This window comes from Butyricicoccus sp. OF27-2pH9A, assembly GCF_027693185.1.
Classification (GTDB): Bacteria; Bacillota; Clostridia; order Oscillospirales; family Butyricicoccaceae; genus Agathobaculum; species Agathobaculum butyriciproducens.
Genome location: NZ_JAQEXK010000002.1, coordinates 185845 through 203763 on the forward strand (window position 1 = coordinate 185845; position 17919 = coordinate 203763).

Annotated in this window: 21 protein-coding genes and 1 riboswitch; of the genes, 17 read left to right on the forward strand and 4 right to left on the reverse strand. The window is 56.4% G+C overall.

Annotation, left to right across the window (positions count from 1 at the left end):
- Nucleotides 1–252 precede the first annotated feature (252 nt).
- The 11 genes from yajC to PG722_RS02980 all read left to right on the forward strand — a co-directional run bounded on the left by yajC (nt 253) and on the right by PG722_RS02980 (nt 9218).
- Nucleotides 253–606, forward strand: coding sequence for a preprotein translocase subunit YajC (yajC, locus tag PG722_RS02930; protein ID WP_242988051.1), 354 nt, complete (start codon nt 253–255; stop codon nt 604–606).
- A gap of 60 nt (nt 607–666) precedes the next feature.
- Entirely contained in the window at nt 667–1083 is a 417-nt protein-coding gene (locus PG722_RS02935; RefSeq protein ID WP_117751058.1) for a TIGR04086 family membrane protein, read from the forward strand.
- Nucleotides 1084–1095: 12 nt separating this feature from the next.
- The gene (gene scfA / locus PG722_RS02940) at nt 1096–1239 is read left to right on the forward strand and encodes a six-cysteine ranthipeptide SCIFF (RefSeq protein ID WP_110435348.1); all 144 of its coding nucleotides are present in this window, start codon (nt 1096–1098) and stop codon (nt 1237–1239) included.
- 70 nt (nt 1240–1309) lie between these two features.
- Nucleotides 1310–2689, forward strand: coding sequence for a thioether cross-link-forming SCIFF peptide maturase (gene scfB, locus PG722_RS02945; RefSeq protein ID WP_118728816.1), 1380 nt, complete (start codon nt 1310–1312; stop codon nt 2687–2689).
- 98 nt (nt 2690–2787) lie between these two features.
- Entirely contained in the window at nt 2788–3282 is a 495-nt protein-coding gene (locus PG722_RS02950; protein ID WP_118478096.1) for an NAD(P)-binding domain-containing protein, read from the forward strand.
- Between the two features lie 71 nt (nt 3283–3353).
- Nucleotides 3354–3887, forward strand: a complete 534-nt coding sequence (locus PG722_RS02955; RefSeq protein ID WP_270579600.1) for a hypothetical protein — start codon at nt 3354–3356, stop codon at nt 3885–3887.
- A gap of 225 nt (nt 3888–4112) precedes the next feature.
- Nucleotides 4113–4577 (forward strand): MarR family winged helix-turn-helix transcriptional regulator, encoded by a 465-nt coding sequence (locus tag PG722_RS02960; RefSeq protein ID WP_118359970.1) that lies wholly within the window; start codon nt 4113–4115, stop codon nt 4575–4577.
- A complete protein-coding gene (locus PG722_RS02965; RefSeq protein WP_110435343.1) occupies nt 4570–5520 on the forward strand; it encodes an AEC family transporter in 951 nt (316 codons plus the stop codon). The genes PG722_RS02960 and PG722_RS02965 overlap by 8 nt, the downstream gene beginning before the upstream one ends.
- A 697-nt stretch (nt 5521–6217) precedes the next feature.
- Nucleotides 6218–7624 (forward strand): MocR-like pyridoxine biosynthesis transcription factor PdxR, encoded by a 1407-nt coding sequence (gene pdxR / locus PG722_RS02970; protein WP_270579601.1) that lies wholly within the window; start codon nt 6218–6220, stop codon nt 7622–7624.
- Between the two features lie 87 nt (nt 7625–7711).
- A complete protein-coding gene (locus PG722_RS02975) occupies nt 7712–8212 on the forward strand; it encodes an RNA polymerase sigma factor (protein ID WP_270579602.1) in 501 nt (166 codons plus the stop codon).
- Nucleotides 8178–9218: a hypothetical protein gene (locus PG722_RS02980; protein ID WP_119214338.1), complete on the forward strand. Its 1041-nt coding sequence runs from the start codon at nt 8178–8180 to the stop codon at nt 9216–9218. Before PG722_RS02975 ends, PG722_RS02980 begins: the two co-directional genes overlap by 35 nt.
- Nucleotides 9219–9252: 34 nt before the next feature.
- On the opposite strand, the gene dinB is transcribed toward PG722_RS02980, so the two are convergent.
- Nucleotides 9253–10458 (reverse strand): DNA polymerase IV, encoded by a 1206-nt coding sequence (gene dinB, locus PG722_RS02985; RefSeq protein WP_270579603.1) that lies wholly within the window; start codon nt 10456–10458, stop codon nt 9253–9255.
- Between the two features lie 98 nt (nt 10459–10556).
- Nucleotides 10557–10659: riboswitch (TPP riboswitch) on the forward strand.
- A 71-nt stretch (nt 10660–10730) separates the two neighbouring features.
- Between dinB and thiS the strand changes: the two genes are divergently transcribed.
- On the forward strand, nt 10731–10925 hold the full coding sequence (thiS, locus tag PG722_RS02990) for a sulfur carrier protein ThiS (protein WP_202183585.1): 195 nt from the start codon (nt 10731–10733) through the stop codon (nt 10923–10925).
- Between the two features lie 205 nt (nt 10926–11130).
- Nucleotides 11131–11766, forward strand: a complete 636-nt coding sequence (gene thiF / locus PG722_RS02995; RefSeq protein WP_117751049.1) for a sulfur carrier protein ThiS adenylyltransferase ThiF — start codon at nt 11131–11133, stop codon at nt 11764–11766.
- 47 nt (nt 11767–11813) lie between these two features.
- Here the strand turns inward: thiF and mscL are convergent, their stop codons facing one another.
- Nucleotides 11814–12227, reverse strand: a complete 414-nt coding sequence (mscL, locus tag PG722_RS03000; RefSeq protein WP_270579604.1) for a large conductance mechanosensitive channel protein MscL — start codon at nt 12225–12227, stop codon at nt 11814–11816.
- A 79-nt stretch (nt 12228–12306) separates the two neighbouring features.
- On the opposite strand from mscL, the gene PG722_RS03005 reads away from it, so the two are divergent.
- From PG722_RS03005 to thiC, 3 genes are all read left to right on the forward strand, one after another.
- A complete protein-coding gene (locus PG722_RS03005; protein ID WP_116704713.1) occupies nt 12307–13071 on the forward strand; it encodes a thiazole synthase in 765 nt (254 codons plus the stop codon).
- A gap of 22 nt (nt 13072–13093) precedes the next feature.
- A complete protein-coding gene (gene thiH / locus PG722_RS03010; RefSeq protein ID WP_270579605.1) occupies nt 13094–14284 on the forward strand; it encodes a 2-iminoacetate synthase ThiH in 1191 nt (396 codons plus the stop codon).
- Between the two features lie 336 nt (nt 14285–14620).
- A complete protein-coding gene (gene thiC / locus PG722_RS03015; RefSeq protein WP_118760816.1) occupies nt 14621–15943 on the forward strand; it encodes a phosphomethylpyrimidine synthase ThiC in 1323 nt (440 codons plus the stop codon).
- A 237-nt stretch (nt 15944–16180) separates the two neighbouring features.
- Here thiC and PG722_RS03020 read toward each other — a convergent pair whose 3' ends face one another.
- Nucleotides 16181–16498, reverse strand: coding sequence for an RNA polymerase sigma factor (locus PG722_RS03020; RefSeq protein ID WP_110435333.1), 318 nt, complete (start codon nt 16496–16498; stop codon nt 16181–16183).
- Complete coding sequence (locus PG722_RS03025) at nt 16476–16718, reverse strand: hypothetical protein (protein WP_116704711.1); 243 nt, start codon at nt 16716–16718, stop codon at nt 16476–16478. The genes PG722_RS03020 and PG722_RS03025 overlap by 23 nt, the downstream gene beginning before the upstream one ends.
- A gap of 156 nt (nt 16719–16874) precedes the next feature.
- Here PG722_RS03025 and spoIID point away from each other — a divergent pair, with 156 nt between their 5' ends.
- Complete coding sequence (gene spoIID / locus PG722_RS03030; protein WP_270579606.1) at nt 16875–17834, forward strand: stage II sporulation protein D; 960 nt, start codon at nt 16875–16877, stop codon at nt 17832–17834.
- The last annotated feature ends 85 nt before the right edge of the window (nt 17835–17919 follow it).

A 17919-nucleotide genomic window follows, 5' to 3' on the forward strand; every position in this document is an offset into this window, starting at 1 on the left:
GAGCGATTTACGAGTAAATTTTGCGTACTGATTAGGCGCGGTTTCGCAGCAATGTTTTGTGTATTGCAAGAAATCGCGGCAGCGCGGATGGAACTCGCGCAAGGAACCGGGGCCGACATCAGGATACAAAATTTCCGTAAAGCGCCGCAGCTGAATTATGTGGTATTGCCTCCAAAAAGGACTTGTAATTTGACAGAATATCCAGTATAATATAGTGAGTATTTACAGCAAATTGCATAGGGAGGTGTAACCATGGTTATGGCATTGGACAAAATGCCGGCTCTGTCGGATTATGGCGCGATCATCGCGCAGTTTTTGCCGTTTGTAGTTCTGATCGTCGTATTCTACTTTTTCCTGATCCGTCCTCAGCGCAAGCGCGACAAACAGGAGCGCGATATGCGTAACTCCATCGAGATCGGTGATGAGATTTCCACCATCGGTGGTTTTATCGGCCGCGTAGTCAGCATCAAGGACGACGTTCTGGTCATCGAGTCTTCGAGCGACCGCACGAAGCTCAAGATTTACCGCTGGGCAATCCGCGGTAAGGAGGCTCCGGCGACCGAGACGGTCGAGGCGCCCAAGGAAGCAAAGAAGGACGCAAAGTAATAACCCCATTTCTTGCCGAATAGCATGACATATAAATAAAATTCGGCGGGAGGCTATGAAATGATGAGAAAAACCAATGAGGGTCAGTCGCCGGTCGGTATCCTTTTACCATCGGTGCTTGCCGGATTGCTCGGTACTCTGCTGCTGATGCTGCTCGGTGCGGTGCTCGTTCACCGCGGCACATTGGCAGAAGGGGCAATAGCGCCTTGTGCACTGGTATTCCTTGCACTCGGCAGTGCGCTTGCCGCACTGGTTGCTGCAAAGCGCGCAGGCGAAAAACAGTTTTACTGGTCGCTCGGCGCAGGTTTTGCGGTTTTTCTGATCCTGCTGATCGTTGCGGTGCTGCCGCTCGGTCAATCCATTCATTTTGTACGCACGGTGATCAGCCTGCTCTGCTCGTTGATCGCCTCGGCACTGGGCGGTTACGCCGGTGCCAATATGCGGAAAAAGAAGCGTTACAGCCACATCAAAAAATAGGAGGGAAATCAAATGAAGCATATTTCTACCCTGACTTCTGCAACCCTGAAGCAGACTGCAGCACACGGCGGCTGCGGCGAGTGCCAGACTTCCTGCCAGTCCGCATGCAAGACCTCTTGCACCGTGGCAAACCAGAAGTGCGAGCACGCAAAGTAATCACGCTTAAAAGGAATATGCAAGGCGCGCCTGCGGGTGCGCCTTGTTCCTGTATATCGGAGGAAAATAAATGATTCATCGTTATCAGAAAAAAGGGCTGAATTTCGTGCTCGATGTCAATTCGGGCGCGGTACATCTGCTCGATGATATCAGCTATGCAGTGTCCGGACTGCTGGATGAAAACATGGGTGATACCTGTCCGCAGAGCATCATTGACGCCCTGCCGGACTACACCGCGGACGAGATCCGCGAGGCATATGACGAGCTGTACGAGCTGAAAAAGGCCGGTCAGCTGTTCGCGCAGGATGACTACATCGACGTAAGCCGCTACATTCCGGTGAATGCACCGGTTAAGGCTCTGTGCCTGCACGTAGCGCACGACTGCAACCTGCGCTGCAAGTACTGCTTCGCATCTACCGGCGACTTTGGTCAGGGCCGCAAGATCATGCCGCCTGAGATCGCCAAGAAGGCCATCGACTTTGTTATCGCGCGTTCCGGCGTGCGTCACAACATCGAGGTCGATTTCTTCGGCGGCGAGCCGCTCATGGCGTGGGATACCGTTACCCAGACGGTCGATTATGCCCGCAGCCTGGAGGAGAAGCATAACAAGAAGTTCCGCTTCACCATCACCACCAACGGCCTGCTGCTCGATGAGGACAAGCGCAAGTACATCAACGAGAACATGGACAACTGCGTGCTGTCGCTTGACGGCCGCCGCGAGGTCAACGACGAGTTCCGCAAGACGGTAGCCGGTACGGGCAGCTACGACACCATCGTGCCCAAGTTCAAGGCGCTGGTGGACGAGCGTGACCCGAACCTCGATTACTACGCGCGCGGCACGTTTACCTCGCACAACCTCGATTTTGCTGAGGATGTGCTGAGCATCGCGGATGCAGGCTTTGACCGCCTTTCCGTCGAGCCGGTAACGGCTGACCCGGGCTGCGGCTACGACTTGACCGAGGACGATCTGCCGAAGATTGAGGCCGAGTACGACCGTCTGACCGATATCATGCTCGAGCGTAAGAAGGAAGGCAAGCCGTTTACCTTCTTCCACTTCATGGTCGATCTGGATCAGGGCCCGTGTGTTGTCAAGCGTCTGCGCGGCTGCGGTGCGGGTTATGAGTATGTAGCCGTAACGCCGGACGGCGATATCTATCCCTGCCACCAGTTTGTCGGCAAGGATGAGTTCAAGCAGGGCAGTGTGCTCGACCAGTCCTTCAATATGGACATCGCGCAGAAGTTTGCCGGCATGAACATCTATTCTCGTCCGAAGTGCCAGAAGTGCTGGGCGAAGTTCTACTGCTCGGGCGGCTGCTCGGCAGCAAACTACAACATGAACCACGACATGAACGACTCCTACGACCTCGGCTGCGAGATGGAGCGTAAGCGTCTGGAATGTGCAATTTACCTAAAGGCAATGGATAAAATTTGTGCAAATCAGTCGAAGTGATGAATTGCAAAAAGAATATGTAAAATCCGTTGCGAAACGGGCTGTTTGTGCGTATAATTGCTCTTGTATTTGTACTGCCCTGTGAAGGAGATGATATTATGCCGCAGAATGTACTGGTTTCCGTGCTTGGTGAAGGTGAATATCTTCAGAAGCTGATCCGCGCCATCCTGGAGAAGGAGGTCATACCGCAGCGCAATCTGTTCCTGTCCGCGAAGAATGCGGCGGCCTGCAAGGCTGCAGAGGGCTACGACGAGGTTCGTATCTGCGAGGACGAACTTGCTGCCGTGATCAAGAGTGAGATCGTGCTGCTCACCGCTTCGAAGCGTGAAATGCCGACCGAGCTTGCCAAGATTTCCAGCAGTTCGCAAAAGCGCGTGGTAGTTTCCGTGTGCGACAGCGAAAAGGTGGATCTTGCGTACCTGGCTGACCGCATCGCCGCTGCAACCGAGTTGATCGCGGCCGTGCTGCACCGTGACGAGGAAGGCAAGCTGTATGCAACCTACGAGATCAACAAAAAGGCACGCCCGTTCCTGCGCCAGCCCTGCAAGGACATGGTGGACGCGATGTGCGAGATGATCAACGAGGAAGGCTAAGTCCGTCTGCAGTTCTAAAAAGATAAAACCGGGAATATGCTGTTCTATGACTTTTCCAAGGGGGAAGACGTATGAACAAACAGCATATTCTCGGTTTTTTTGACGATTTGGTGCGGACGCCGGTGTTCCTGTTCCTGTGTGCGATGTTCCTGTGCGGTGCAGCGGCGGGCGGTCTGACCGGTCTGCGGGCCGGCGAAAGGGACGGCGCGGCAGTGCTTTCCGGTCTGCTGGCTGAATTGCCCGCGCATGTGGTGCAGAGCACGCTGTGCGCGCTCATCTGGGTGCTGCTGCCGCTCGTGTGCGCATTTTTGCGCCCGAGAGAGCTGCTGCTGAGTGCGGTTGCCGCGGCACGCGGCTTCGTACTTGCCATGACCGTCGCGGTCAGCGTGGGAGAAGGAAGCGTCCTCATCATCGGAGCAGCCGGCGTACCCGCCGTGCTGAGCGTCTCCGCGCTGCTTGCCGCATGCTCTATGGTCTGGCAGGGCGGCGAAGCCACCGGACGGTATTCGCTTCGAACGTGCAGGATGCCGTATTTCCTGTGTGTTACGCTCGCCGTGCTGAGCGCCCTCCTGAGGGCCGCGATAGCGGCACTGTGCAATGTGTAAGTTTGCACAAAAATGCACAAATGCACGATCAGGATAGCGTGAAACATAGATTGAAAGTTTTGCAAAGAGTGAAGAGATTCTGCAAGGCAGGCGTTCAAAGAGGAAGGGACACCGTAGGTGTCCCTTCCTCTTTGCCCTTGCCGAGGGCACGGCAGTGTTGCAATTTCGACAAATCCATGCTAATATTTAGTTAGATTAACGAACTAACGGAGGGACAGCACGAACATGGAAGACGCAGAGCAGCTCAATTCCTTTCTGGTCGATGTGTTCGGCCGGATCAATAAAATCGAAGAACGCGCTATGGCTGGCGGACTGGGCAGCGCGGTGTCCATCACCGAAATCCATATCATCGAGAAGATCGGTGACAGGGAACCTGTGCGTATGAGCGAGGTTGCCAGGTCAATCGGCGTAACACTGGCCACGCTGACTGTTGCGTGCGACAAGCTGGTCTCCAAGGGACTGGTGCGCCGCGTGCGCAGCCAGGAGGACCGCCGCGTTGTCAATATCATGCTCACTGACAAGGGCAGGGCCGCCTACGAGTACCACAAGGACTTTCACGAGCGCATGATCGCGTCTTTGGTGGACACGCTCTCGCCCGAGCAGACCGCGCTTTTAGCGCAGAGCTTGGAGAAACTGCAGGACTTCTTCCGCCACGAGGAAGCAGCCGTGGAGGGAGAAACCAATGGATAACCTGATATTCTGTCTGAATGCCACCGTGCCGATTTTTGCGATCATCGTGCTTGGCCGCTGGCTGCGCAGCAAAAACTTTTTCACCAAGCAGACGCTGACCGACATCGACCGTCTGTCGTTCAAGGTGCTGCTGCCGATCCTGCTGTTCCGCGATATCGCGCAGGGACGCATCACCGAGCAGTTCGACCCCGTGTTTTTCTTTTTCTGCGCGGGTGCGACGACGGTGTATTTTTTTGCCGTCTGGATCGGCGCGTCCCTCTTTCTCAAGGATAAGAGCATGGTTGGCGCGTTCACACAGGGCGCTTTCCGCGGCTCACAGGCGATTCTGGGCGTGGCCTTTGTGCAGAATCTGTACGGAAATGCCGGTCTTGTGCCGCTGATGATCGTGGCGAGTGTGCCGCTGTACAACATCTTTTCGGTGCTGGTGCTGACTGTCACCGCGCCGGACGCACAGCAAGCGGACCACCGCGGCCTGGTCGGCAAAACGCTACGCGGTATCATCACCAACCCGATCATACTGGGTATTTTCGCGGGTCTGCCGTTCTCGCTCCTGGCAATCGACTTTCCGCCGATGCTGGACAAGGGTCTGTCCATGCTGGGCAACTGCGCAACGCCTATGGCGCTGCTGAGCATCGGCGCGGGCTTTGAGGGCGCAAAGGCCATCAAAAAGCTCGGCCCGACCTGTGCAGCCGTATTTATCAAGCTGGTGCTGCTGAGTGCTATCTTTCTGCCGATGGGCGTGGCGCTCGGCTTCCGCGAGCAGACACTGGTGGCTATCGTCATCCTGTGCGGTGCGCCGAGCACAGCGTCCGGTTATGTTATGGCGAAAAATATGGGCGGTGATCATGTGCTGTCATCGTCGATTATTGTGCTCAGCACGGCGCTGAGTGCGGTTACGCTGACATTGACGCTGTTCATTCTGCGTTCGATGGCGCTTATTTAACGTAAGTTTTTCGCCTTCGAGGCGAGGGGAACGCCGGCGGTTTCGCCGGGGAAACCAAAAGGGTAGACACCTGCGGTTTCTACCCTCTTGGGACTCCCGTTTCCCTTTGGGAGAGCACGGCGAAATTTGCAGAGCTGAGACTATGGGGGAACGGCCGTACTGTTCATCTTCCGTAGGGGCGGCCAATGGCCGCCCATTTCTCAACCGCAGATGCTCAAGCTGTTTTCTGACTGCTACACAGATCGGCGGCTCTATGCTGGGTGCGGCATAACAGTGCCGCACGAATCGTTAGTCTGGAGATTGTAGACAGCACCTGCGAATATAGACACTTGGTAACATTTATCTTCGTAGGTGCCGTCTGTGATAACACGCTAACGAATTGCGCGACACGGGGATGTCGCGCCTGCTGGAAGTAGCCGGTCTGTGTAGCAGTAAGCTATCCGGGAACTGCAAATATTTTACGAAACAAACGCAAGAGTAACCCGACTGTCGTACCCCTATTTTCGCAGCGGTCGCCGGTCTCTGGTCTGCGCCAGACTATGACAGGAAACGGGTGATTCACAAGAGGGTAGAAACCTTGGTGTCTACCCTCTTGTGCGCCCGCGCGGCGTCAGCGCAGATTTCGTTCGCTTGCAAGCGATAACTCATAAAATCAGCACAGATTTTGCAAAAGACGCAAAGAAAGGAGCCTCCGACCATGCTGACTTACCACCTTAAACCGCACGATCAACAGCCGCTCTATGAGCAGCTTTACCACGCTGTCCGCGCGGACATCATGTCCGGCGCCTTGCCCGGCGGCACGCGCCTGCCGAGCAAACGCAAGCTGGCGGCTAATCTGCGCGTCAGCCAGATTACCGTGGAAACCGCCTACGGCCAGCTTGCCGCCGAAGGCTACATCGCCTCTGCGCCACGGCGCGGCTACTTTGTGCAGGAGCAGCTTGCCGTGCCGATTTCCGAGCCACAGGAGCCATCCACACCGCCTTTGCCGCCGATTTCCGCCTCCAAGGAGACCTATCCTTACGATTTTCGCACGGATTTTGTCGATAACGGCTGCTTTCCGTTCTCCACATGGGCGCGGCTGTCGCGCAGTGTGCTGAGCGAATACTCGAGTGCGCTGCTCCGTGCGACCGACCCATGCGGCGCGGCGGAACTTCGAGAGGAGATCGTGCGCTACCTGCACGACTTCCGCGGCATCAATGTCTCGCCGGACAACATCCTCATCGGCGCAGGCTCGGAGTATCTGATGCACCTTGTCATTCAGCTGCTCGGCCGCGACCGCGTGTACGCGCTCGAGAACCCCGGCTACCGCAAGCTGTACCAGATTTTCGCAGCGAACGGTGTGACCGTGCGTCCGACACCGCTGGACAAGCACGGTCTGCGTGCTGACGCGCTGACCGCGAGTGACGCATCGGTGGTATACCTTACGCCGTCGCACCATTTCCCGCTGGGCACGGTTATGACGGCTGCCCGCCGACTGGAAATCCTTCGCTGGGCGTCGGAAGCGCCCGACCGCTACATCATCGAGGATGACTACGACAGCGAATTCCGCTATGCCTCACGCCCGATTCCGGCGTTGGGTGAGCTGGACAGGACCGGACGCGTCGTGTACGTCAACACCTTCGCGAAAAGCCTTGCACCCGGACTGCGCATCGGCTATCTGGTGCTGCCGAATGCGCTGATGGCGCGCTATCGCGAACGGTTTTCGCGGTACTCGTCTACCGTACCGAGCTTTGACCAGCACACGCTGGCGGCCTTCATGCACACCGGCGGCTTCGAGCGGCACATCAGTCGCAGCCGCAAGATCTATCAGGCACGCCGCGACGCGCTCATGGCCGCACTTGACCGCGAGCTGGCCGACCTGCCGCATGAGGTCTCGCGCTCGGAGGCCGGTCTGCACCTGCTGCTGCACATGCGCAACGGCATGCTCGAGCACGAACTTATTGAGCGTGCAAAGGCGGTCGGTGTGCGTGTTTACCCGCTTTCGGCGTACTATACGCCGCCGGTCAAGCCGCCGCGAGCAACGCTTGTGCTCGGCTATGCCGGTCTGACCGAACAGCAGATCGACGAGGCGGCAAAGCTGCTCAAGCAAGCGTGGACAAAATAAATACAACCCGAAATGCGATAAATTTCTGCGAAAATTTGTAGCACTTCGGGTTTTTATTTCGTATTATCGGTGAAAGGAGGATGGAGCATGACCACAAAAACACCCGAACAACTCGTCAGCATCTACGGTGACATGGTATACCGATTGGCGTATGCGCAGACGCGCAGCCGTCACGACGCGGACGATATTTTTCAGGAGGTCTTTCTCCAGACCGTGCGTAAAAAGCCGGTTTTCGACAGTGTGGAGCACGAAAAGGCATGGCTGCTGCGGGTGACGCTCAACTGCCTGAAAAGCCACTGGCGCATGGCATGGCGGCGGCACGACACACCGCTCGATGATCGCATTCCGTTTCCCGAGCCGGAGGACAGCGCGCTGGATGAAGCGTTGCGGCGGCTGACGCCTAAGTACCGCGCGGCAGTGCATTTATTCTACTGCGAGGGTTACACCGCAGAGGAGATTGCGCGCATGAGCGGGGAAAAACCGTCCACGATACGCACACGGCTGACGCGCGCACGGGCACAGCTGCGCGAATTGATGAAAGGAGAACTGGACGATGGATTTTCACAAGCAGTACCGCGACATGAATGAGAATATCACGCCGAGCGACACACTGGTGCAGCAGACGATCGCCAAAATGGAGAGCGGCAGGCCGCACAGAGCGCGAAAACCGCTCAAGATCATCCTTGCGGTTGCGGCGGCACTGGCCTGCGTGAGCACCGCCGTAGCTGCCAATCAGGAGGCGGTTCTGCGGGTGCTGTACCAAATCGCGCCCGGCATGGCAGAGTACCTGCAGCCGGTCGGGCAGGTCTGTGAGGACCGGGGCGTTAAGCTGGAGGTCGTTTCGGCGGACGTGGAAGGCAGCACAGCAAAGGTGTATTTGTCGCTGACCGATACCACCGGCAGCCTGTTCGGCGATGCCGCGCCGGATATGTACGACAGCTGGCATTTGGATTATCCGCGCTTGGGCAGAACTGCACCGCTGTCCTGCGGCTGCTCGACGGTTGACTATGATCCAAGTACCCACACGGCAACATATTTTCTTCAAATTGACGATTTGGGAGGAGATGTTCCGGCAGGCGCGTTCAAGTTTTCGTTTAACAAGCTGCTGATTGGAAAAGTAGAGCAGGAAGATGTTCCGGTAACGGCGGATTTGTCCGCAGTGACGCAGAATGCACCGACCGAGAACCACGATATCAACGGTCTGAGTGCGTCGGATATCTCGCTGTACGAAACCATGCACGACTATGATTTTCTTGTTCCGCAGGGCACTTTGTGGCAGAGTGAGAATGGGGTATGCGCACTGATTGCTGCCGGATGGCGAAATGGAGAACTGCATTTGCATTATCGCACAGATGGTTCGCTGACGCTGGATAATCACGCAGATTTTTCGACCTTGCACCTTGCGGACGGCACGGAACGGATGTGCGAATACGCGGTATCCTACAAGGATTTTGACAACGATATGGATTACACAGAGTACGTTTTCCCGATGGCATACGAGGATGTTGCCGGCTGTACACTTACCGGTGATATCTACACCGCAAGCGACCTGATGGACGGCAGCTGGGCGGTATCCTTCCGGCTGACGCAGTAACGCAAAAATGAGGACATATCCGGTAGATATGTCCTCATTTTTTATCCTTTTTCTTCACCGAACGCGCGAACATGACTGATTTATCACCGAATTTCTGCCGCAGCGCGTCAACCGTCTGGTCGAGCTTATGCTGACGGTCGCGCTTCTGGATATCCTCGGCGGCGTCAAACAGCGTAAGCTGCTCGCACGACTGATTTTCCGGCAGCAGATTGGCTGCTGTGACCGAGAGCAGGCGCACCGGCTTGTCCATCGGCCAGTGCCCGAGCAGCAGCTGCATGGACAGGTCGATGAGCGCACGCGTGGAATTGGTAGGCCGCTCAAGCGTTATTTGACGCGAGCGGTTGTGAAATTCCGGGTCGCGGATGCCGAGCTGCACGGTCTGGCACACCATGCCGCGCTTTCGCAAACGTCTGCCGACATTGTCGCACAGCGCCGTGATGCCCATGCGGCATTCGTCCGCGCCGAGCAGATTGTGCGAGAACGTCATGCTGTTGCCGACCGATTTGACCTCTCGTTCCGCGTAAAATGAGCGCACAGGCTCATCGTCCTCGCCTCTGGCGTAACGCAGCAGAAGATCGCCGTTTTTGCCCAGAATGCTGTGGATAAACGCCGGATCGCAGGCGGCAAGCTCGCCGATCGTGCGTACGCCCAGTCGGTTCAGCCGGTCGCTGGCGCGTTTGCCGACATACAGGAGCGTGTTCGCGGGCAAGGTCCACACGCGCTGCTTGAAATTTTCGCGCGAAAAGACCGTCGTGCCATCCGGCTTTTTGTAATCGCTGCCGAGTTTGGCGAACGCGCGGTTGAACGACACGCCGACCGAGATGGTCAGTCCGACCTCCTCGCGCATGCGGCGGCGCAGCTCGTCCGCGATATGCTCGCCGGAGCCGAACAGGTGCATCGAGCCGGTAACATCAAGGAAGGATTCGTCAATGCCGAACGGATCGACAAGATCGGTGTACTGCAGGTACAACTCGTTGCATTTGCGCGAAAACTTCACATATTCGCTCCGATGCGGTGCTACCAGCCGTAAATCCGGGCATTTTCGTTTCGCCTGCCAGATGGTCTCGGCGGTCTGTACGCCGAAGGCTTTGGCCTTCTCGTTCTTGGCGAGAATGATGCCGTGGCGGCTCTCCGGATCACCGCAGACGGCGGTTGGTCCGTCGGCAAGCGACGGGTCGAGCAGCGTTTCCACACTTGCGAAAAACGAGTTGCAGTCGCAGTGCAGAATGGTTCTGTCCATCGGTCATCATCTCCTCCCGAACGAATGTTTGCATCGTATAACTGCATTATATCCGAAAAAAATGTGCTTGACAAGTGGGAGAATGAGGTGCATACTGTATTTGCAAGCAAGGGTGCCGTGATGAGCGGCTGAGAGGGCGAGAGCCTAACCTTTTGAACCTGTTGGTTAGCACCATCGTAGGGAAGCTGTCGCATACACTTGAAATTTTAATGCTCCGGTTTTACCGCATGGTGAGACCGGAGCATTTTTCTTGCGGAAAAGAGGATATTTGCATGAAAGTAAACGGTAACGAACGCGCTGTTCCCGCAGAGGGCACGGTTCTGGCGCTGCTGAAGGAGCTGGGTCACGACCCGCAGCGTGTGGCTGTCGAGAAGAACGGCACCATCATTCCGCGTGCGCAGTTCGCGGAAGAGCAGCTGACCGATGCCGATCATCTGGAAGTCGTATGCTTTGTGGGCGGCGGCTGATATTCTTCGGTTGAAACTACAGTTTCAATCGAGAGGGGACATATCCGCGTTTTACGCAGTATGGCCCAAAGAAATTTGCGCATCGCAAGCGGCACACAAATTTCTTACTGGTATGAAAACCGAGATACATGCTCCCGGTTTTCATAGAAATTGCAATGCAATTTCCGATTAAATGCACGCTGCGCGTGATTACAGGAGAATTCCCATGATTTTAACCAAAGAACAACTGCATGACGCACTGGTGGAACGCCACGGCGCGGATATTCAGGCTAAGCTGGACAAGGCGTGTGTCGGCATTGCGGGTCTGGGCGGGCTTGGCTCCAACCTTGCGATCTTTCTGGCGCGGCTGGGTGTCGGTCATCTCATCCTCGTGGATTTCGATGTGGTGGACATCACCAACCTCAACCGACAGCATTACACGATGAAAGACCTCGGTATTCCGAAAACGCTCGCACTTGTCGAGCAGCTTGAGGCCATCAATCCCTATCTCACTTACGAGACTTACACCGAGCGGGTCGTTCCGTCCAACGTGGAGCGGCTGTTCTCCGGCTGTGATGTGGTCGTGGAGGCGTTCGACAAGCCGGACCAGAAGGCCATGCTGCTCGAGAATCTGCTTACCAGACTGCCGGAAAAGCCGGTCGTATCGGGCAGCGGCATGGCAGGCTACGGCTCAGCGAACCTGATCAAGACCGAAAAACGCTTCGGCCATGTGTATCTCTGCGGTGACGGTACAAGCGATGTAGCCGACGGTCTCGGCTTGATGGCGCCGCGCGTAGCAGTCTGCTCGGCACACGAGGGAACCATGGTGCTGCGTCTGCTCATCGGCGAAACGGAGCCGTAAATAGAAAATGGAGAACGGAAGCCGCAGCTTTCATTCTCCACTCTCCATTATTCTTTCGGCTGATCGGAACCGCAATGTGCACACTTGACAGCTTTGATCGGAATCTCGCTGCAGCAGAATGGGCAGACCTTGGTGGTCGGCTCTGCGGGTGCTTCCGGCTTTTTGCCGAGCGCGGTCAGCTTATTGACTGCCTTGAGCAGACAGAACAGTACGAACGCCATGATCAAAAAGTTGATGATCGAGGTGATGAACGCACCGTACTTCAGCTCGACGCCGCCAATCTTGAGCACGAACGCGCTCAGGTCGGTGCTCCCGGCCGCACCGAGGATCGGGTTAATGAGGTTATCGGTCAGTGAAGTCACAATGCTGGTGAACGCACCGCCGATGATAACACCGATTGCCATGTCCATCACGTTGCCGCGCAGCGCGAAGGCTTTGAATTCTTCGATAAACTTTTTCATTTTTACGTTCCCCCTTCTTATTTATGCTATCAGTTTATACGTTTCCCTTAAATGGGTCAAGAAAAAAGGAGTTTTTCACATGAAAGATACACTTGTAATCGGCGGACACGAGTTCCAGTCCCGCTTTATCCTTGGTTCCGGCAAGTATTCGCTCGACCTGATCAACGCTGCTGTGCAGAATGCAGGCGCACAGATCATCACGCTGGCGCTGCGCCGAGCAAATGAGGGCGGTACGGCTAACATCCTCGACTATATCCCGGAGGGCGTAACGCTGCTGCCGAACACCTCGGGTGCCCGCAATGCCGACGAGGCAGTTCGCATTGCGCGTCTGTCGCGTGCGTGTGGCTGCGGCGATTTCGTCAAGATCGAAATCATGCGCGACAGCAAGTACCTGCTGCCGGACAATCAGGAGACCATCCGCGCGACCGAGATTCTCGCAAACGAAGGCTTTGTTGTCATGCCGTATATGTATCCCGATCTGAACGTTGCGCGTGATCTGGTCAACGCGGGCGCGGCCTCCATCATGCCGCTGGCGGCTCCCATCGGCACGAACAAGGGTCTTGCTACCCGCGAGTTCATCAAAATCCTGATCGACGAAATCGACCTGCCGATCATTGTAGACGCAGGCATCGGCCGTCCGTCGCAGGCTTGCGAGGCAATGGAAATGGGTGCGGCAGCCATCATGGCGAACACCGCGATTGCCACCGCAGGCGATATTCCGGCGATGGCTGAGGCGTTCAAGCAGGCGATTGAGGCAGGCCGCACGGCGTACCTTGCCGGTCTGGGCCGCGTCCGTGAGACGGCGTCGGCATCCTCTCCGCTGACCGGTTTCCTGCAGGATTAAGACGGAAAGAGGGATATTTGTCATGGAAAACGAAAAAAACGAAATGATTTCCGCGAAATACATCACCGCTGATACCGACCACATGGAGTACCAGCCGGGCATGGACAATATCGGCTCCGAGGTGCAGGACGAGGTCATTTCCCGCATGAACGCCTATGACGCGGATGCCTATACGGCGGCTGACGTACTGCGTGCGCTCCGCAAGGATGTTCTCTCGCCGGAGGACTTCGCGGCGCTGCTGTCTCCCGCGGCGCTGCCGTTCCTTGAGCAGATGGCGCAGCGCGCACAGGCGGAAACGCGCAAGCATTTCGGCAACTCGGTGCAGATGTTCACACCGCTGTATATCGCCAATTACTGCGAGAATTACTGCATTTACTGCGGTTTTAACTGTCATAACAAGATCCGCCGTGCCAAGCTGGATATGGACGAGATCGAACAGGAGCTGAAGGCCATCGCGGAGACCGGTCTGCAGGAAATCCTCATTCTGACCGGCGAGAGCCGTGCCATGTCGCCGGTATCCTACATCGGTGAAGCCGTTAAGCTGGCGCGCAAGTATTTCCGTGTCATCGGCATCGAGATTTATCCGCTCAACGTGGATGAGTACGCTTATCTGCACGAGTGCGGTGTGGACTACGTCACCGTATTTCAGGAGACCTATGACGACCAGAAGTACAAAACCCTGCACCTCGGCGGTCACAAGCGCATTTTCCCGTATCGCCTGAACGCGCAGGAGCGTGCACTGATGGGCGGCATGCGCGGTGTCGGCTTTGCGGCGCTGCTCGGTCTGTCGGACTTCCGCAAGGATGCGTTTGCGACCGGTCTGCACGCGTATCTGCTGCAGCGCAAGTATCCGCACGCAGAGATCGCATTCTCGTGTCCGCGCCTGCGCCCGATCATCAATAACGATAAGATCAACCCGAAGGACGTGCACGAGCCGCAGCTGCTGCAGGTCGTTTGCGCCTACCGCATCTTCATGCCGTTCGCGTCCATCACTATCTCAACCCGCGAGCGCGCGGGCTTCCGCGATAATATCATCGGCATCGCCGCCACCAAGATTTCCGCCGGCGTAGACGTCGGTATCGGCGGTCACTCCGGCGAAGATAAGGGCGATGAGCAGTTCGAGATCTCGGACGGCCGCTCGGTCGATGAGGTGTATAACGCAATCGTAGAGCATAATCTGCAGCCTGTAATGGCCGACTATCTGTACGTTTAACGACTTCTAAGGGGGACTCTGTCCCCCTTAGATACCGAAAAAGTTCCATAGAAACTTTTTCGGATAACCCCCTCACCTTTGCACGGCAAAGGTGGTTCGGGACACGCGTCCCAAAGTATAGGGAACAAAGTCCGGCAAAGCTGGACTTTGTTGAAGTATTGTAACGGCGCATTGCGATGCGCCGAGGGGGACAGCGTCCCCCTTAGAACAAGGCTTGTCAGCCGCCGAAGTGCGGCAATCTGCTGAGGACAGAGCGCACCGCATGCCACTGCAGATTTATATGAAAACCGCACTCCGGAAGCAATAAATTTTATTCCGAAGGAGTATCAGTAAGCCATGAGAAATTATGCAACGCAGATGGATGCCGCAAAGCGCGGTATCGTCACGCCGGAGATCGAAACGGTCGCCAAAAAGGAAAACCGTCCGGTCGAGTTCATCATGGAACGAGTCGCAAAGGGTACGATTGCGATTCCGGCGAACATCAATCACAAAAGCCTGTCCGCAGAGGCGGTCGGCGACGGCACCCGCGTAAAGATCAATGTCAATCTCGGCATTTCGGGTGACTGCAAGGACTACGAGATGGAGCTGCGCAAGGTGCGCATGGCCGTTGACATGGGCGCGGAGTCCATCATGGACCTGTCCAACTACGGCAAGACCAACACCTTCCGCAAGCAGCTGATCGACATGTCGCCCGCGATGATCGGCACCGTGCCGATGTACGACGCGATCGGGTATCTGGAAAAGGATCTGCTCGAGATCACCGCACAGGATTTCCTCAAGGTTGTTGAGGCGCACGCCAAGGAGGGTGTGGACTTCATGACCATTCATGCGGGTATCAATCGCCGTGCGGTCGAAGCCTTTATGCGTGAGGGCCGCAAAATGAATATCGTCTCCCGCGGCGGCTCGCTGCTGTTCGCGTGGATGAAGATGACCGGCAATGAGAATCCGTTCTTTGAGTATTACGACGAGGTGCTGGACATTCTCCGCCGCTACGACGTTACCATTTCGTTGGGTGATGCACTGCGTCCGGGCTGCATTGATGATGCGTCCGACGCGGGTCAGATCAGCGAGCTGATCGAGCTGGGCAATCTTGCACAGCGTGCGTGGGCGAAGGACGTGCAGGTTATGATCGAAGGCCCCGGCCATATGGCGATGAACGAGATTGCGGCCAATATGCAGATGGAAAAGCGCCTTTGCCATGGAGCGCCTTTCTATGTCCTCGGGCCGCTCGTCACCGATATTGCACCGGGTTACGACCATATTACCTCGGCCATCGGCGGCGCTATTGCCGCACAGGCGGGCGCGAACTTCCTGTGTTACGTTACACCGGCGGAGCACCTGCGCCTGCCGGATGAAAATGACGTGCGCGAAGGCATCGTTGCCAGCAAGATCGCGGCCCATGCCGCCGATATCGCACTCGGTTTGCCCGGTGCGCGTGACCGCGATAACGCAATGGCGGACGCGCGTCATAAGCTGGACTGGCCCGCGCAGTTCGCGCTGGCACTCGACCCGGAAAAGGCCGAGCGCTTCTATAATCAGGTTCCGCCGACCGAGCGTCATACCTGCTCGATGTGCGGTAAAATGTGCGCTGTGCGTACCACAAATATGATTCTTGAGGGCAAAGAAGTCAAATTCTGCTCGGAAAAGGGCGCATGCTGATGCTTCGGAATAAAAAAGAGCGGTCGGGAGACCGCTCTTTTTTGAAGCTGTCGAAAAACTAACGTTTTCCGAGCCACTTCTCGATAAAAACCACGCTTTCGGTCGAATTCCGAAGAAAAATCGCGCCTTGCAGGCAGGATTCCGTTTGCTTCGCAAGTGTTCGATCTCGATTCGGCAATCAAACAAAACCGGTACATAAGGAGAAAAACCTCTGTATGTGCCGGTTTTCGCTTGCAGCTAAGAAAAATACTGATGTCTCAGCTCCAGATTGTACGCAAGCAGCGTCCGCAGCCGCTTTTTGCCGCGGGAGCAGTGCCGCGATACCGCCGATGGACTGATCCCAAGCCGTTCAGCGCACTGCTTGCAGGATAATCCCTCCACCTCGATCATCCACAGCACCTCGTACTGCCGCGGTGTCAGCTGCTCGCGCATGGCCCGGAAGAAGGCCGTGCGGAATGCCTGACGGAAGCCGCGGTCGTCCTCCGCGAGCAGACCGAGATACTGCCGGTAGGCCAGCCGTGTCGCTGTGTGCTCAGACAGCGCGACAGTCCGCATGCGCGTCACCTTCTTCGCTGTGGTCGTGGTAGTGCTCCATCAGGAATACGGTCTGGCGGCTTTCGTTGATCAGCGTCTGCAGAAATTTCGCGCGCTGCTTGAGCCGGTAGCGCACCTCCGGCTGACGCGCACGCTTCTGCGCCGCCTGAAGCTGCTTGATACGCAGCTCCAGCAGAGCGACATTTACACGGTATTCCTGTGCCATCTCACACAATTTCATGGCGGCCCCTCCTTACGATATACGAACAAATGTTCGATTCTTTATGTCCCTTATAATACAACATAAAGTATGAGTTGTCAATGAAAAACTATATTTTGTGTTATATTCCAAAAATCCGCATCATACACTGTGGTAGAGAGGGAAGGAGGAGATACCATGCACAGACTGCTGCTGACCGGTGTCGGGCTGGTGCTGGTGCTGTATTTGCTGCCGGTATTTTACCCAGCGGAAACGGACAAGACAGAGCCGCAGACACCCTCAGAAAGCGTCACAGCGGCAGCAACAGACGGCTTAACCATCACGGTTCTGGTGAACGGCAAGGCGCAGGAAATGCCGCTGGAGACCTATGTGGAAGGCGTGACGGCGGCAGAGATTGCGGACGATTTTCCGGTTGAAGCCATCCGCGCACAGGCGGTCGCAGCGCGGACGTACGCGGTGTATAAGCAGTCGAGAGGACGGCCGGCAGAGCATCCGGATGCGGATGTCTGCGACGATTACAGCCATTGTGCGGCATATCAGCCGGACGCGGTCAAGACGTTCAGCACCGGCTATTCGCGGATACGCAAGGCCGTCAAGGACACGGCAGGGCAGATCCTGACCTGCGACGGTGCACCGATTGCGGCTGTGTTCCACTGCGTCAGTGGTCCGAAGACCGAGTCTGCCGCCGATGTCTGGGGCGAGGATATTCCGTATCTGCAAAGCGTGGTCAGTCCGGGCGGCACGCAGTACGCCGGATACGAGAGCGAGGTGACGCTAACGGCGGATGCGTTCCGCGAAAAGGTAGCGCAGACTTTGCCAAAAGCGGATGTGAGCGGTACGCCCGACCGCTGGTTTGCATCCTCGGTGCGCTCGGCGGCTGGCGGTGTGAAAACCGTGAAGCTCGGCGGCGTGACCGTCGAGGGAACCGCAGTGCGGGCGCTGTTCGGCCTGCAGTCCACGAATTTCACCATCACAACCACCGAGGACAGTATTACGTTTCACACCATCGGATACGGACATGGTGTTGGTCTGTCGCAGTACGGTGCTAAATATATGGCGGAGCAGGGAAGCGATTACACAGAAATACTGGCTCACTATTATCCGCATACAGAGTTGAGATTGGAGAGCAGAGAGTGAAGAAAATGGAAAAATGAGAATGGAAAATTGCGAACCTTGTTCGCATATGAAAAGGAGCGCATTGCGCGACAAAAAAGGCAGGACA

Excerpts from the sequence above, each read along its gene's own strand:
- dinB (WP_270579603.1), bottom strand. The coding sequence starts at position 10,458 with ATGGACAGAACCATTCTGCACTGCGACTGCAACTCGTTTTTCGCAAGT.
- yajC (WP_242988051.1), top strand. The coding sequence starts at position 253 with ATGGTTATGGCATTGGACAAAATGCCGGCTCTGTCGGATTATGGCGCG.
- PG722_RS02965 (WP_110435343.1), top strand. The coding sequence starts at position 4,570 with ATGGATAACCTGATATTCTGTCTGAATGCCACCGTGCCGATTTTTGCG.
- PG722_RS03005 (WP_116704713.1), top strand. The coding sequence starts at position 12,307 with ATGAAAGATACACTTGTAATCGGCGGACACGAGTTCCAGTCCCGCTTT.
- PG722_RS02935 (WP_117751058.1), top strand. The coding sequence starts at position 667 with ATGATGAGAAAAACCAATGAGGGTCAGTCGCCGGTCGGTATCCTTTTA.
- PG722_RS02975 (WP_270579602.1), top strand. The coding sequence starts at position 7,712 with ATGACCACAAAAACACCCGAACAACTCGTCAGCATCTACGGTGACATG.
- spoIID (WP_270579606.1), top strand. The coding sequence starts at position 16,875 with ATGCACAGACTGCTGCTGACCGGTGTCGGGCTGGTGCTGGTGCTGTAT.
- thiC (WP_118760816.1), top strand. The coding sequence starts at position 14,621 with ATGAGAAATTATGCAACGCAGATGGATGCCGCAAAGCGCGGTATCGTC.
- PG722_RS02955 (WP_270579600.1), top strand. The coding sequence starts at position 3,354 with ATGAACAAACAGCATATTCTCGGTTTTTTTGACGATTTGGTGCGGACG.
- PG722_RS02950 (WP_118478096.1), top strand. The coding sequence starts at position 2,788 with ATGCCGCAGAATGTACTGGTTTCCGTGCTTGGTGAAGGTGAATATCTT.
- PG722_RS03020 (WP_110435333.1), bottom strand. The coding sequence starts at position 16,498 with ATGCGGACTGTCGCGCTGTCTGAGCACACAGCGACACGGCTGGCCTAC.
- PG722_RS03025 (WP_116704711.1), bottom strand. The coding sequence starts at position 16,718 with ATGAAATTGTGTGAGATGGCACAGGAATACCGTGTAAATGTCGCTCTG.
- pdxR (WP_270579601.1), top strand. The coding sequence starts at position 6,218 with ATGCTGACTTACCACCTTAAACCGCACGATCAACAGCCGCTCTATGAG.
- scfA (WP_110435348.1), top strand. The coding sequence starts at position 1,096 with ATGAAGCATATTTCTACCCTGACTTCTGCAACCCTGAAGCAGACTGCA.
- thiS (WP_202183585.1), top strand. The coding sequence starts at position 10,731 with ATGAAAGTAAACGGTAACGAACGCGCTGTTCCCGCAGAGGGCACGGTT.
- scfB (WP_118728816.1), top strand. The coding sequence starts at position 1,310 with ATGATTCATCGTTATCAGAAAAAAGGGCTGAATTTCGTGCTCGATGTC.
- PG722_RS02980 (WP_119214338.1), top strand. The coding sequence starts at position 8,178 with ATGGATTTTCACAAGCAGTACCGCGACATGAATGAGAATATCACGCCG.
- mscL (WP_270579604.1), bottom strand. The coding sequence starts at position 12,227 with ATGAAAAAGTTTATCGAAGAATTCAAAGCCTTCGCGCTGCGCGGCAAC.
- thiF (WP_117751049.1), top strand. The coding sequence starts at position 11,131 with ATGATTTTAACCAAAGAACAACTGCATGACGCACTGGTGGAACGCCAC.
- PG722_RS02960 (WP_118359970.1), top strand. The coding sequence starts at position 4,113 with ATGGAAGACGCAGAGCAGCTCAATTCCTTTCTGGTCGATGTGTTCGGC.
- thiH (WP_270579605.1), top strand. The coding sequence starts at position 13,094 with ATGGAAAACGAAAAAAACGAAATGATTTCCGCGAAATACATCACCGCT.